The sequence below is a fragment of the Delftia sp. UME58 genome, from assembly GCF_014170385.1.
GTDB lineage: Bacteria > Pseudomonadota > Gammaproteobacteria > Burkholderiales > Burkholderiaceae_C > Comamonas > Comamonas acidovorans.
In genome coordinates this window covers 39,841-53,065 of record NZ_LZZV01000049.1, presented here as the reverse complement: position 1 = coordinate 53,065, position 13,225 = coordinate 39,841, and the positions used below count along the sequence as shown (strand labels likewise).

The 13,225-nt window shown below is 68.3% G+C and carries 13 protein-coding genes; 6 read left to right on the top strand and 7 right to left on the bottom strand.

All coding sequences use genetic code 11. The features are described 5' to 3' along the window. Positions 1–18: 18 nt before the first annotated feature. Entirely contained in the window at positions 19–618 is a 600-nt protein-coding gene (locus tag A9976_RS12815) for an HD family hydrolase (RefSeq protein WP_183019323.1), read from the top strand. A gap of 107 nt (positions 619–725) precedes the next feature. Here A9976_RS12815 and A9976_RS12810 read toward each other — a convergent pair whose 3' ends face one another. Further along, positions 726–1,211, bottom strand: a complete 486-nt coding sequence (locus tag A9976_RS12810) for a hypothetical protein (RefSeq protein WP_183019322.1) — start codon at positions 1,209–1,211, stop codon at positions 726–728. A gap of 64 nt (positions 1,212–1,275) precedes the next feature. Further along, a complete protein-coding gene (locus tag A9976_RS12805; RefSeq protein WP_183019321.1) occupies positions 1,276–1,761 on the bottom strand; it encodes a winged helix-turn-helix transcriptional regulator in 486 nt (161 codons plus the stop codon). A 114-nt stretch (positions 1,762–1,875) separates the two neighbouring features. Between A9976_RS12805 and A9976_RS12800 the strand changes: the two genes are divergently transcribed. After that, positions 1,876–3,174 carry a D-amino acid dehydrogenase gene (locus A9976_RS12800; protein WP_183019320.1) on the top strand — a complete coding sequence of 433 codons (1,299 nt, stop codon included), beginning with the start codon at positions 1,876–1,878 and terminating at the stop codon, positions 3,172–3,174. 57 nt (positions 3,175–3,231) lie between these two features. Here A9976_RS12800 and A9976_RS12795 read toward each other — a convergent pair whose 3' ends face one another. Continuing rightward, positions 3,232–4,128, bottom strand: coding sequence for a LysR family transcriptional regulator (locus A9976_RS12795; RefSeq protein WP_183019319.1), 897 nt, complete (start codon positions 4,126–4,128; stop codon positions 3,232–3,234). Positions 4,129–4,270: 142 nt separating this feature from the next. Between A9976_RS12795 and A9976_RS12790 the strand changes: the two genes are divergently transcribed. Continuing rightward, positions 4,271–5,593 carry an arylsulfatase gene (locus A9976_RS12790; protein WP_183019318.1) on the top strand — a complete coding sequence of 441 codons (1,323 nt, stop codon included), beginning with the start codon at positions 4,271–4,273 and terminating at the stop codon, positions 5,591–5,593. Then, positions 5,590–6,612, top strand: coding sequence for a tripartite tricarboxylate transporter substrate binding protein (locus A9976_RS12785; protein ID WP_183019317.1), 1,023 nt, complete (start codon positions 5,590–5,592; stop codon positions 6,610–6,612). The genes A9976_RS12790 and A9976_RS12785 overlap by 4 nt, the downstream gene beginning before the upstream one ends. Positions 6,613–6,670: 58 nt before the next feature. Here the strand turns inward: A9976_RS12785 and A9976_RS12780 are convergent, their stop codons facing one another. The 3 genes from A9976_RS12780 to nikR all read right to left on the bottom strand — a co-directional run bounded on the left by A9976_RS12780 (position 6,671) and on the right by nikR (position 10,038). Beyond that, on the bottom strand, positions 6,671–7,387 hold the full coding sequence (locus tag A9976_RS12780; protein WP_183019316.1) for a DUF4198 domain-containing protein: 717 nt from the start codon (positions 7,385–7,387) through the stop codon (positions 6,671–6,673). Positions 7,388–7,397: 10 nt separating this feature from the next. Next, a complete protein-coding gene (locus A9976_RS12775) occupies positions 7,398–9,461 on the bottom strand; it encodes a TonB-dependent receptor (protein ID WP_183019315.1) in 2,064 nt (687 codons plus the stop codon). Positions 9,462–9,549: 88 nt separating this feature from the next. Continuing rightward, complete coding sequence (nikR, locus tag A9976_RS12770; RefSeq protein ID WP_183019314.1) at positions 9,550–10,038, bottom strand: nickel-responsive transcriptional regulator NikR; 489 nt, start codon at positions 10,036–10,038, stop codon at positions 9,550–9,552. Positions 10,039–10,285: 247 nt separating this feature from the next. Here nikR and A9976_RS12765 point away from each other — a divergent pair, with 247 nt between their 5' ends. Continuing rightward, on the top strand, positions 10,286–10,645 hold the full coding sequence (locus A9976_RS12765) for a hypothetical protein (protein WP_183019313.1): 360 nt from the start codon (positions 10,286–10,288) through the stop codon (positions 10,643–10,645). Here the strand turns inward: A9976_RS12765 and A9976_RS12760 are convergent. Further along, positions 10,638–12,191 carry an MFS transporter gene (locus A9976_RS12760; RefSeq protein WP_183019312.1) on the bottom strand — a complete coding sequence of 518 codons (1,554 nt, stop codon included), beginning with the start codon at positions 12,189–12,191 and terminating at the stop codon, positions 10,638–10,640. The two genes, A9976_RS12765 and A9976_RS12760, sit on opposite strands and share 8 nt — an antisense overlap. A 139-nt stretch (positions 12,192–12,330) precedes the next feature. On the opposite strand from A9976_RS12760, the gene A9976_RS12755 reads away from it, so the two are divergent. After that, positions 12,331–13,218, top strand: a complete 888-nt coding sequence (locus tag A9976_RS12755; RefSeq protein ID WP_310889392.1) for a LysR family transcriptional regulator — start codon at positions 12,331–12,333, stop codon at positions 13,216–13,218. Positions 13,219–13,225 lie beyond the last annotated feature (7 nt).

The following is a 13,225-nucleotide window of genomic DNA, read 5'->3' as shown; positions in this document are numbered from 1 at the left end:
CCGACGAGAATATCCGCCATGGATATCAACAACATCAAGGGCCGCCTGGACTTCCTGCGCGAGGCGGAAAAGCTCAAGAGCGTGCTGCGCAGCGCCCACACCTCCACCGGCCGCACCGAAAGCACGGCAGAGCACAGCTGGCGCCTGTGCCTGATGGCCATCGCCTTCGAGGACCAGCTGGCACAGCTGGACATGCTCAAGCTGCTCAAGCTGTGCGTGATCCACGACCTGGGCGAGGCCATCCATGGAGACATCCCCGCCGTGGAAAAGAACCAGCACCCCGACAAGAGCGCACAGGAAAAGGCCGACCTGCTGCACCTGACCCGTTCGCTGCAGCCCGAGCACCGCGACACCATCATGGCCCTGTGGCAGGAGTACGAAGACGCCGCCACCCCCGAGGCCCGCGCCGTCAAGGCCCTGGACAAGCTGGAGACCATCCTGCAGCACAACCAGGGGATCAATCCGCCGGATTTTGACTACGCGTTCAACCTGGGCTATGGCAAGAAGTACACAGGCGCCGCCCCGCTGTTCGCGGAGGTACGCAGCCTGCTGGATGACGATACGCGGCAGAGGATGGGCGTTGGCGGCATTGCGGCGCGGGGCGACAGGGGTAGCTAGACAACATATCGAGACCAAGACTGCTGCACGGGGCCGCTGGCAGGCCGGTGTTTTGTCCGCAAATTGCTTTGTGACTACATTGAGAGTTCGCAGCCATCCGAAACCTTTTATTGGGCGACTTCTTGGCCGCCAGCGCTGGAGAAGACCGTGCCTGCGAGAACGCCAGCGAATACGTCCGGGATCTGATCCGCCGCGATATGGAGCGAGTGGATCAGGAGCGGCTGGAGCGTCTCAAGGCTGAATTGGTGCAGGCATTCAATGCGCCGGAGTCTTCCTATCGGACCTTGACGGCGGCTGATGTCATCGCACGCAATCGGTCCTGAGCACATGGCGGCTGCCCGCATACGGGAGGCTGCGGCGCGGCGGCTCGATGAGATCTGCCGCCATACGCAGGCCCGCTGGGGGTCGAGCAGGCAGACCGCCATATCAATGGATTGTTTGACGCCTTCGCCAGGATCGAAGCAGGCGGCATTCCATCCCGCACCATACCGGCGCAGTTCGGTGTAGACGGTTTCTTTCTGCCCCACGAAAGGCACTTCATCTACTGGCGACGGCTCTCCAATGGAGACATAGGCATAGTGACCGTCTTGCATGAGGGCATGCACCAGATCAATCGCCTGCGCACAGATTTCGGTCTTTGAGGGGCATCAGGCCCCCTCACCGATCCAGCGGCAGCGCCAGCGTTTCCTTGACCTCCTCCATCACCACATAGCTGTGTGACTCGGCGGGCACGGGGAGCTTCTTGAGGATGTCGCCCAGCAGGCGGCGGTACTCGCGCATGCCGCCCAGGCGGGCCTTGACCAGGTAGTCGAAGCTGCCCGAGACCAGGAAGCACTCCAGCACGTCGGGCACGTGCAGCAGTTCCTGGCGCACCTTGTCGAAGACCTCGCCCGACTTGGACGAGAGCTTGATCTCCACGAACACCAGCAGCGTCTTGCCCAGCGCCTCGGGCGAGAGGTGGGCGTGGTAGCCGGTGATCACGCCATCGCGCTCCAGGCGGCGCACGCGCTCCGAGCAGGGCGTGGCCGAGAGGCTGACCTGCTCTGCCAGTTCGGTCATGGAGATGCGGCCGTCGCGCTGCAGGATGTCGAGGATCTTGCGGTCGGTGCGGTCGAGCACGCGGTTTTCACTTTTGGCGGCCATGGCGGCGATTCCCGAGGCTTATCAATCACTGGAGAGTAGCAATATTTCAGTGGTTTCCACTGCCTCATCGTCAATAGACTTTGATTTCATCTTGTTGACCTGGCGGTGAATCGTATGAAAGTCCTTGTTCTTGGCGGCGGTGTCATCGGCGTGACCAGTGCGTACTACCTGGCGCGGGCCGGTGCCGAGGTCACGGTGCTGGACCGGCAGGATGCGCCCGCGTCCGAAACCAGCTTTGCCAACGCAGGCCAGGTCTCGCCCGGCTACTCCACGCCCTGGGCGGCGCCCGGCATTCCGCTCAAGGCCCTGAAGTGGATGCTGCAGGAACACGCGCCGCTGGCCGTGCGCCTGGACGGCAGCCTGTTTCAGCTGCGCTGGATGGCGCAGATGCTGCGCAACTGCTCTGCCCAGCGCTACGCCGTCAACAAGGAACGCATGATGCGCGTGGCCGAGTACAGCCGCAGCTGCCTGCAGCAGTTGCGCGCCGACACCGGCATCGCCTACGAGCAGCGCACCGGCGGCACCTTGCAACTGTTCCGCACCCAAGCCCAGCTGGACGCCGTGGAGCGTGACGTGGCCGTGCTGCGCGAATGCGCCGTGCCCTACGAACTACTGGACCGCGACCAGCTCGCCCAGGAGGAGCCCGCGCTGGCCCAGGCGCGCGACCGGCTGACCGGCGGCCTGCGCCTGCCCAAGGACGAGACCGGCGACTGCCACCGCTTCACCAATGAATTGGCCCGCATCGCCACCGGCCTGGGCGTGGAGTTGCGCTTCAACCAGAACGTGGATGGCCTGGTGGTCGAAGGCGGCCGCATTGCCGGCGTGCGCGTGAATGGCGAACTGCTGACCGCCGACCGCTACGTGATGGCCTTCGGCAGCTACTCGCGCCAGGCGCTGGAGCCGCTGGGGCTGGACCTGCCCGTCTACCCCGTCAAGGGCTATTCGCTCACCGTGCCGCTGGGCAACCCGGCGCTGGCGCCGCAGTCCACGGTGCTGGACGAGACCTACAAGATTGCCGTCACCCGCTTTGACGACCGCATCCGCGTGGGCGGCATGGCCGAGCTGGGCGGCTTCGACCTGCGCCTGGACCCGCGCCGCCGCGCCACGCTGGAGCTGGTGGTCAACGACCTGTTCCCGGGCGGCGATGTGGAGCGCGCCAGCTTCTGGACCGGGCTGCGGCCCATGACGCCGGACGGCACGCCCATCATCGGCGCCACGCGCTATGCCAACCTGTTCCTGAACACCGGCCACGGCACGCTGGGCTGGACCATGGCCTGCGGCTCGGGCCGCCTGATCGCCGACCTGATCACCGGCCGCAGCCCGGAAATCAGCACGGACGGCCTGGCCCTGGACCGCTACACGCACCGGCCGGCCCGGCACCTGGGGGGCAGCTCCACCCCCGTCTCCGCCTGAGCGCAAGTCACCTTGAACACTTGAGGCCAGCCTGCACTGGCCCTGCTTAACGGGCCGCTACCCCAGCGTCAGGTCCCGCAGCGCGGACATCAGCGGCGACCAATGGGCCTTGGGGTGGCTGATGAGAAGCCAGCTGCGGCGCGTGCGCAGCTCGGGGATGGGCAGGGACTGCAGGCGCTCGGGATTGCTGCGCAGCACATGGCTGGGCACGCAGCACAGCAGGTCGGTCTGGCCCACGATGTCGATGGTGGCCTCGGTGTTGTGCTGGATCTCCAGGGCCACGGTGGGCGCGCCCAGGCCCTGGGCCGCGAAGGCCTCGTCCACCACCTTGCGCACGGCGGCGCCCGGTGCCGGCAAGGCCCAGGAGTAGCCCTGCAAATGCCCGAACCTCAGGCCCTGCTCCAGCGCCAGCTGGAACAGCGGGTGGCGCGGCCGTGCGGCGGCCCATAGCTCATCCTCGCCGATGACCACCTGGGCGCAGCGCGTGGCATGGCCCGGGTAGGACGGCACCACGGCCAGGTCCAGGCTGCCGTCAAGCAGCGCGCGCTCCAGGTCGTCGGACTTGCCCACGGTCAGCCGCACGCGCAGGCCGGGGCGGCGGCGCAGCAGCTCGGCCACGGCCCGGGTGGCGCGGCTTTCCGAGGTGGCCTGCGTGAAGCCCAGGCGGATCAGGCCCACATGCTGGGCCTGGATGTCGCTGGCGGCGCGCATCGTCTCCTCATGCCGCAGCACCAGTTGACGCGCGGGCTCCATGAACAGCTGGCCGCTGCTGGTCAGCGCCACGCCATGCGTTCCGCGCGTGAACAGGGCCGCTCCCACACCCTGCTCCACGCGGCGCACGATCTTGGAGACGGCCGGTTGGGTCAGTTGCAGGGCAGCGGCCGCACGCCCGAAATGGCCATGCTCGGCCACGGCCAGAAAGCAGGCCAGCTCGTTATAGGCAAATCCCGTCATGCCATTCCTTGTCAACGAAGAAAAACGAGAAAGCTTGCCGAGCAAAGCCATTCCAGATGTTCATCGATTTTCGCTGGTTTGGTTATCACCAAGACAGGGCTTGTGGCTAGAGTTTTGGCATGGAAACTTTTTGAGCCACATCATGAACCCACCAAACATCGTGCTCATCGTCGCGGACAACCTGGGCTGGGGCGAGCTGGGCTGCTACGGCGGCGGTGCGCTGCGCGGCGCGCCCACTCCGCGCATCGACCAGTTGGCCTCCGAGGGACTGCTGCTGCAGAACTTCAATGTGGAAAGCGACTGCGTGCCCACGCGCTCGGCCCTGATGACGGGGCGCCATCCCATCCGCACGGGTGCCCTGCAATCGGTGCCGGCCGGGCTGCCCCAGGGCCTGACGCGTGGCGAGACCACGCTGGCCCAGTTGCTGTCCACCCAGGGATATGCCACGGCGCATTTCGGCAAATGGCATCTGGGGGACATTCCGGGCCGTTATCCCTCGGACCGGGGTTTCGATGAGTGGTACGGCATTCCGCGCACCACGGACGAAAGCCAGTTCACCGCGACCACGGGCTACGACCCCCTGGTGGCGCCCCTGCCCCACATCATGGAAGGCCGCGCGGGCGGCCCCTCGGACGATGTCAAGGTCTATGACCTGGAATCGCGGCGCAACATCGATGCCGAGCTGGTGGAGCGCTCGCTGGACTTCATGCGCCGCAACCACGCCCGGGACCGCCGCTTCTTCCTGTATCTGCCCCTGGTGCACCTGCACTTTCCCACGCTGCCTCATGCGGATTTCGCGGGCCGCACCGGCCAGGGCGACTTTGCCGACTCCATGGTGGAGATGGACCACCGCGTGGGCCAGATCTCGGACGAGATAGACCGGCTCGGCCTGCGCGAGGACACCCTGTTCATCTTCTGCAGCGACAACGGCCCCGAGTTCCGCCAGCCCTACCGCGGCACGGCCGGCCCCTGGCGCGGCACCTACCACACGGCCATGGAGGGCAGCCTGCGCGTGCCCTTCATCGCACGCTGGCCGGGCCGCATCCAGGCCGGGCGCACCAGCAATGAAATCATGCACGTGACCGACATCTTCTCCACCCTGGCGGCGGTGGCGGGCGCTGCCGTGCCACAGGACCGGCCCATCGACGGCCTGGACCAGACGGCCTTCCTGCTGGGCGAGCCCCGGTCCGCGCGCGAGGGCTTTCTCTTCTACATCAAGGACCAGCTGCGGGCCGCGAAGTGGCGCGACTGGAAGCTGCATTTCTACTGGGAGCCCGAGGTCAACGAGAGCAAGGGCAAGCTGGAGTCACCCTACCTGTTCAACATCGTGCGCGATCCCAAGGAGGAGCATGACGTGCTGATCTTCAACACCTGGGTGCTCAACCCCATGCTGACCATGGTCCAGCGCTTCAACGAAAGCTGCAAGGCACACCCCAACACCGCGCCCGGCGCCCCAGACCAATGACCTGCGCACCCCTACCCGCCCCGCAGGCCAGCGGCCGCCTGCCGACCACCCGCCGCCATGCACTGCGCCCCCTGGCCGCCGCAGCCCTGCTGGCCCTTGCACTGCCCACGGCCCGCGCGGCCGAGCCGGCGGCGCACGCGCCGCAGGGCAAGCCCATCACCTGGATCGTGGGCTTTGCGCCCGGCGGCAGCCTGGACGTGCTGACCCGCCATGTGGCCCGGCAACTGGAGGCCAGGGCCGGTGTCAGCGTGGTGGTGGAAAACCGGCCGGGCGCCTCGGGCGCGATCAGCCTGCAGGCGGCAGCGAAGGCACCTGCAGATGGCCTGACCCTGGTCTCCGTTCCCGGACCGCAGCTGTCCGGCCCACGCCAGCCCGAGGTGGGCCGCGAGCTGACCGCCGTGGCCGTGATGGCCCGGGGCGCCATGGTGCTGGTGGGCCCGGCCCCGGGTGCGGCCGGCAGCCTGGGCGAACTGGTAGCCGCCATGAAAGCCAAACCGGGCCAATGGAGCTACGCCAGTTCGGGCACGGGCACCTCCCAGCATCTGGCGGGCGAACTGCTCAACGCCCTGGCTGCCACCAGCATGGTGCATGTGCCGTACAAGGGCGGCGGGCAGGCCGTGACCGATGTGGTGGGCGGGCAGATCCCCCTGGCCATGCTGGGCGTGACGCCCGTGCTGCCGCACATCCAGTCGGGCCGGCTGAAGGCCTATGCCGTGACCGGCGCCACGCGCATAGACAGCCTGCCTGATGTACCGACCATGCGCGAGGCCGGCGTGCCCGGCTACGAGGCCACCCAGTGGTATGCCGTGGCCGTGCCATCCGGCACGCCCCCCGAGCGGCTGGCCCAGCTCAATCATTGGATCAACCAGGCCATACAGTCGCCCGAGCTGCGCCCCACGCTGCAGGCCGCCGGGGCCGTGGCCACGCCCATGTCCCTGCCCGAGATCCAGCGTTTCATGTCCCAGGACAACGCCAAGTGGAAGAAGCTGGCCGCCGACCGGCGCCTGGCGCTGGACTGACCCCGCAGCGCCGGGCCACGCCGGGCCGGGCCGCGCCGGGCCGCGCCGCCATCCCCTTTCAATGCGCCGAGAACCCCAGCAGGTATTCGTAGCTGAGGCTGGTGGTGCGCGCGTCGCCGGAGACAGGCAGCCGCACGATGGCCAGCAGCTGGTTCATGCCGGCACGCGGTGTGACGGTCACCAGGCCGTCGGCATCGGTTGCCAGTGGCGGACCGCTTTCTCCCAGCGACACGCGCACGCCGGCCCGGGGCTGGCCGTTCAGCAGCACCTGGAATTGCTGGGGCTCGCCCGCGTGGGGCGAGCGGCGGGTCTTGGCGATGATCTCCAGGGTCTGGCCCAGCTTCTCGCGGGTGACTGGGCCCCATTCGAGGATGGTCTTGTGGAACTTGAGCGCATGCACGCCGCTGGTGGCGCCGGGGTTCTCGGTCATGGGCTTTTCGACCATCGGCCCCTCGCCCACGCGGCTGAAAAATCCGTTGTCGAAATGCGCGGCCAGCAGCGCGGCCTTGCGCGCCGGCGTGGCGCGGGCGCCGCCGGGCACGGGCTGCACGGCCACGTCGATGCGGCGGCCGCGCGCGTCATAGGCCTCAACGCTCTTGAGCTTGCCGGCCGCAAAGTTCTCCAGCTTGCCCTCATGGCCGCCGAATTGCACGGTGTAGGCGCCGTCGGCATCGGGCTCCAGCCAGACGTTGTGGGCCTGGGCCAGCGGCGCGCAGGCCAGCAGAACCACGAATGCGGCGGTTGCAACGGATGCGAAACAGGGGTTGGATTCCATTTTTTCCTCCTCAAAACTGTGTCTGCACGCCGACCTTGAGCGTGCGCGGCGCGCCGGGCGCGAACAGCGGCACGCCGCGGATGACCGAGGCCGACGTGGCATAGGCCTTGTCCCCCAGGTTGGAGACCACGGCATAGATGCGGCTGCGCGCCGAAGGCAGGCGCCAGCTCAGGCCCAGGTCCCAGGTGGCGTAGCCGCCGTAGAACACGCTGTTGTCGGCCGTGACGGCATAGCGGCCCACGCGGCGCCAGGTCAGCGTGCCCTCCCACTGCGCCAGCGGACGCCAGGCCAGGCCCACCGTGGCGGTCTGCCGTGGCACGCCGGCCACCTGGTTGCCGACCAGGGCCGGGTTGCCGTTTTCGGTCACGCGCGAATGAGCGCTGCCCCAGGCCAGTTGCAGGTCCAGGTTCCTGCGCACCGCCCACTGCACGCTGGCCTCCACGCCCGTGCGGCGCGTGGCGCCGAAGTTCTCGTACACGCCAGGCGCCACGTTGCGGATCTCGCCCGAGGACTGCAGCCGATAGGCGGCCACATCCAGCACCAGGCCCGGCATGGGCTTGATCTGCGCGCCCACTTCGGTCTGGCGAAAGATATTGGGGTCCAGCCGCGCGGCGCCCAGCGCGTACTTGGCGAAATCGCTGGCCAGCGCAAATCCTTCGGACCAGCTGGCGCGCAGCAGCACGCCCGGAGCCACCTGCGAGCGCAGGCCCAGCTTGGGGCTGGCATGCGCCGTGCGCGCCAGCGGGCCGCAGGGGTCGCTGCCCGTCTCGGGGCCATTGGGACGGCAGCCGCCCGTGAAGCGGTCCCAGCGCAGGCCGGCGGACAGCTGCAGCAGGCGGTGGATGGGCGCATCCACCTCGGCAAAGGCCGAGAGGGTGTCGAGCCTGGAATTGCGGTCGTCAATGGCCGCGCCCGTGCGCTCGCGCCATTGCAGGCCGTCGTAGAACTGGTAGTCGGTGGATTCGCGCACGGCCTCCAGCCCGGCCACCCAGTTGAGCGGGGTCAGCGCCGTGACATGGCGGCCATTGAGGCTGGTGCCGGCGCCGTAGACGGCGCGGTCATAGCTTTCCTCGCGCTGGCGCCACTGCAGTGCGTCGATGGGCCGGCTGAACCAGCGCGTGAAGCTTTGCTGCGTGGTGTAGGCATGGCCCAGCCAGGTCAGCCGGGGCGAAAGCGCGTACTGCACATCGGCCCGCAGCGTGGCGAAGTTCTTGCGCGTGCCATCGTTCATGGCGCGCGGGTCCATGCCTTGCGGATCGCGCGCGAACTGCCCCGCCGTCAGGTACGACGGCGAATCGCCCTCGCCGTGGTGCAGCCGTGCCGACAGCGCCACTTCCAGCTGCGGCGTAAGCCGCTTGCTCCAACGCAGGGATGCCGTGCTGCGCTGCATTTGCGACTGCGCGCGGAAACCGTCCGTGCGGTAGTGCTGGGCCGCCAGGTTCAGGAACTCGCCCTCGCCCGGCTTCAGCCCCAGCGCCACCTGAGCGTCCAGCGTGCCGTGGGAGGACAGGCTCACGTCGGCCTCGCGGTAGGGGGTGTAGTCGCCCTGCTTGCGCGTCTCTATCGCCATCAGCCCCGCGCGGTTGAAGTTGCCGTACAGCGCCGACACCGGCCCCTTGTAGATGCTGATGCGCTCCATCTCCAGCGGCACGATCACGCCCAGGTCCACATAGCCGTCGGCATGCGACATGGCCTCGTTCAGGGGAATGCCGTCCAGCACCACGCCCACATCGCCGCCATGGCCCCCACCGCCGAAGCCGCGCATGACGATGGCGTCACCCACGCCCGACAGCTGGTAGTTCTGCACATTCATGCCGGGCACCTGGCGCAGCAGCTCCTGCGGATGGCTGGCATGGGCGTTGGCGATGTCCTCGGCCTCGATCACCGTGGTGGTATAGGCGGCCGAGGCACCACGCGCGGTCTGGCCCTTGACCTCGACGGGCTGCAGGCTGGCCGCGGCATCCGTGGCCTGCTGTGCACCAGCCTGGGGAATGGCGGCCAGGCCCAGCAGGCCGGCCGCCGCAATCTGGTGCAGGGCGCAGGGCCGAGAAGGAATTTTCAGAGGATGTGTCATGCGGGTCCAGGAGTTGTATGAAGAAAAAAGCAAACTTCATACCGACCTGCGTGACAGAGGCTGGGCAAGGCGCCCGCCCTGGCTTCAATCAGTCGCCGTGGGCGTGTGAATGGGGATGTGAATGCGGATGGGAATGCGGATCGGGTTGCGCGTGCTCATGCCCGCCAGGCTCCACCCGGCGCGCCATCACCACGTTGAGCTGGCCATGGTGCACGCCGCGCTCGGCCGTGATGGTGTCGGCAAATCGCCGCACGGCGCTGGCCGGGCCGCGCAGCATCACCGTTTCGATGCACTGCTCATGGTCCAGGTGCACGTGGGTGGTGGCCATGTGCAGCTCGTGGTGGTCATGCTGCAGGCTGGCCAGGCGCTCGGACAGGTCGCGCTCGTGGTGGTTGTAGACATAGGACAGGTTGGCCACGCACAGGCCGTCGGCGTCCTCGCGCTCGCGCACCTGGGCCAGGTGGGCGCGCAGCACGTCGCGGATGGCCTCGGAGCGGTTGTCGTAGCCGCGCGCGGCGATCCAGGCGTCGAAACTACGGGCCAGGTCGTCGTCGATGGAGATGGTGAAGCGTTCCATGGGCAGCAGAAGTGGGGAAACAGGTGGCGGGAACAAAAGAGGTCGGCATCACGCAGGATGTGCCCGGCCATTGTCCGGCCATCCTGGCCGGGTGCACTGCATGCAACACCCGCGCCAATCACTGTCGACACAGGCTGGCAATAGCGACAAACCACCACGGTCTTGCTTTGTTCACATTCGCGCAATATCCGGTTACCCTGGTCAAGGTTGCGCAGTGCGCACCGTCGATCGCTGAAAGGGGCGCGGCATGCAGTATTCATTCGATCAGCTTCTGGACATGCTGCTGTCCCTGCTGGAGGCTGCGCCCGCCTGTTCCTCGCGCGAACAGTCCTTCGAGCAGCTGCGTACGCTGTGGCTTCAGACCCACAGCTATTTCGCGGCCCCCGAGACCGAACTGCGCCGCATCGCCGGCCGCCGGCTGGTCGAACTCCACGGCTGGAGGGATCTGGACAAGGACCCCTGCCACCTGGACCACGACCCCGGCAACGGCAGCGCCCTGCGCATCTACCTGCACCGCGATGGCGGCATGGTGATACAGCGCCTGCAGGGCGATGGCCGGCAGATCCTGTTCTCGCGCCTGGGCGTGCAGTTGCAGCCTGCTAGCTGAGCCTGCGCCCGGCCTGCGGGGCCAGTTGCTCCGGGGAAGACACGGCCCGGCCCTTGTGCTCCAGCAGCCACAGCACGGCCAGCGCCGTGACCACCGCCAGCCCCGCCAGCAGCAGCAACAGATCGTGGAAGGCCGCGCCGTACACCTGCGCAAGCAAGCCGTCCTGCCCCGGCAGCGCCTGGGCGGCGCGCGCCAGATCGGCCTGGGCCAGCTGCCCGGCCATCTCGCGCCGCAGGCCTGCATCGGGCGACAGCCCGCCAAGCTTCCCCTCCACCAGCACCGCCAGCACGGCGCCCGCCACGGCCAGGGCCACGCCGTCCGCCGAGATGCGCACGGTGTTGAAGATGCCCGTGGCCATGCCCACGCGGTCTGGCGCCACGGTGCTCACGGCCAGCCCGTCCATCAGGCCCCAGGGCAGGCCAATGCCGGTGCCTATCAGCAGCAAGGGCAGCGCCAACGCCGGACCGGCGCCTTGCCCGAAGGCAGCCGCCAGCCACCACAGGCCCGCCGCGGCCAGCAGCAGACCGGCCGCCGACAGCCGGCCCGGGCTGATCCAGCGCGACAGCAGGCCCACCAGCAGGGCCGCCAGCAGCGGCACCACCAGCAAGGGCGCCGCCAGCCAGCCCATCATGCGGCCCGCCGCCAGCGGGCTCAGCCCCTCCACGCCAATGAAGCGCCCGGGCAGCATGACCACCAGAGAGATGAACAGAAACGCCGGTGACGCCGCCAGCAACTGCACGCCCAGAAAGCGCGGCTGCGAGAACAGCGACAGATCCAGCAACGGACGGGCCACGCGCCGCTGCACCGCCACGAAGACCACGAACAGCACGGCGGACAGCGCCAGCGGCCCCAGCACCTCGGCATGGAGCCAGCCGCGCTCGGGCACCATCAGCACGCCGTAGGTGAAGCCGCCCAGGGCCAGGGTGAACAGGGCTGCGCCCAACCAGTCGGGCCGGTCGGCAGACGCGGCTTCATCGCGCCGCGCGCTGGCCATCACCATGGGCAGGCCCAGCAGCGCCACCAGCCCCGTCCCATGGAACACCCAGCGCCAGCCCAGGCTGTCCACCATCAGGCCCGACACCCAGGGGCCGAAGGCCAGGCCCAGGCCAAAGGTCGTGCCCAGCAGGCTGAAGGCCCGCATGCGCGCCGCGCCCTCGAACAGCGGCGCCAGCGAGGACATGGCCGCCGCAAAGGCGACCGCCCCGCCCAGCCCCTGCAGCAGGCGCAGCCCATCGGCCCAGCGCAGATCGGTTGCCAGGCCCACGCCAAAGCTCAGCAGGCCAAACCAGGCCAGCCCCAGCAGCCACAGGCGGCGCCGGCCATGGATGTCGGTCAGGCTGCCGGCCACCATCATGGCGCTGCCGTAGCTCAGGATGTAGGCATTCATGATCCAGCCCAGCTGGGAGGGCGTGCCGCCCAGCTCGGCATGGATGGAAGGCAGGGCCACGGCCGGGCCCGTGAAGCTCAGGGGAATCAGCAGCCCCGTCAGGCAGACGGCCAGCAGTTGCAGCCATTTGAGGGGGTTGCCGCGAGAGAGGGAAGACATGGTTTGTGCGCCATTTCATGAAACGACCGCCAGCGTAGGCCCTCCTTCATCTGAGACAATCCATCTTCATTTCCGAACACTTGAGACACCCGAGTCTCAAATCATCTTCTTCACACACCTCTTCACACAGCGCATGGAAATAGACAGCCTGGGCAGCATCGGCCTCTTTGTGCGCGTGGCCGAGCGGCTGGGCTTCTCTGCCGTGGCGCGCGAGCTGGGGCTGTCGCCCTCGGCCGTGGGCAAGGCCGTGGCGCGGCTGGAGGAGCGCCTGGGCGTGCGCCTGTTCAACCGCAGCACGCGCACGCTGGCACTGACGGCCGAGGGCGAACGCTTTCTGGAGCGCTGCCGGCGCATCCTCTGCGAGGTCGAGGCCGCCCAGCAGGAACTGCGCCATGCGGGCGAGCGACCGCACGGCCGGCTCAAGGTCAGCCTGCCACGCCACTGCGGTTTGTTCGAGCAGGCGCTCTCGGACTTCCTGCTGGAGTACCCCGAGGTCGAACTGGACCTGAACTTCTCGGACCATCTGGTCGATGTGATCGGCGACGGCTTTGACGTGGCCATACGCGCCGCGCCGCTGCAGGACTCGGGCCTCAAGCACCGGCGGCTGGGCGGCTTCCGGCGCGTGCTGGTGGGCTCGCCCGCCTATTTCCAGCGCCATGGCAGGCCGACGCAACCTGCCGACCTGGCCCGCCACCAATGCCTGCACTACCGCTATCCTGCCACTGGCCGGCTGGAGCGCTGGCCCTTGGGAAATGACGACGACACCGCCCCGCCCGCGCTGCCCTCCAGCGTGGTTTGCAACAGCGTGGAGATGCGCATCTTCCTGGCGCTGCGCGGCCAGGGCATTGCCTGCCTGCCGGACTTCACCGTGGCCCGCCAGCTGGAGCAGGGCCTGCTGCAGACCGTGCTCGACCCGTTCACCGCCAACGCCCAGGGCACGGTCTGGATGGTCTGGCCCCCGGGCCGCGACCTCTCGCCCAAGGTCAGGGCCTTTCTCGAATTCATGGCGCACAGGCTGTTTGCCTGAACCGGGT

What these genes read in the sequence shown, in the direction of transcription:
- A9976_RS12815 (WP_183019323.1), top strand. Translation starts at nt 19, where the DNA reads ATGGATATCAACAACATCAAGGGCCGCCTGGACTTCCTGCGCGAGGCG.
- A9976_RS12810 (WP_183019322.1), bottom strand. Translation starts at nt 1,211, where the DNA reads ATGCAAGACGGTCACTATGCCTATGTCTCCATTGGAGAGCCGTCGCCA.
- A9976_RS12805 (WP_183019321.1), bottom strand. Translation starts at nt 1,761, where the DNA reads ATGGCCGCCAAAAGTGAAAACCGCGTGCTCGACCGCACCGACCGCAAG.
- A9976_RS12800 (WP_183019320.1), top strand. Translation starts at nt 1,876, where the DNA reads ATGAAAGTCCTTGTTCTTGGCGGCGGTGTCATCGGCGTGACCAGTGCG.
- A9976_RS12795 (WP_183019319.1), bottom strand. Translation starts at nt 4,128, where the DNA reads ATGACGGGATTTGCCTATAACGAGCTGGCCTGCTTTCTGGCCGTGGCC.
- A9976_RS12790 (WP_183019318.1), top strand. Translation starts at nt 4,271, where the DNA reads ATGAACCCACCAAACATCGTGCTCATCGTCGCGGACAACCTGGGCTGG.
- A9976_RS12785 (WP_183019317.1), top strand. Translation starts at nt 5,590, where the DNA reads ATGACCTGCGCACCCCTACCCGCCCCGCAGGCCAGCGGCCGCCTGCCG.
- A9976_RS12780 (WP_183019316.1), bottom strand. Translation starts at nt 7,387, where the DNA reads ATGGAATCCAACCCCTGTTTCGCATCCGTTGCAACCGCCGCATTCGTG.
- A9976_RS12775 (WP_183019315.1), bottom strand. Translation starts at nt 9,461, where the DNA reads ATGACACATCCTCTGAAAATTCCTTCTCGGCCCTGCGCCCTGCACCAG.
- nikR (WP_183019314.1), bottom strand. Translation starts at nt 10,038, where the DNA reads ATGGAACGCTTCACCATCTCCATCGACGACGACCTGGCCCGTAGTTTC.
- A9976_RS12765 (WP_183019313.1), top strand. Translation starts at nt 10,286, where the DNA reads ATGCAGTATTCATTCGATCAGCTTCTGGACATGCTGCTGTCCCTGCTG.
- A9976_RS12760 (WP_183019312.1), bottom strand. Translation starts at nt 12,191, where the DNA reads ATGTCTTCCCTCTCTCGCGGCAACCCCCTCAAATGGCTGCAACTGCTG.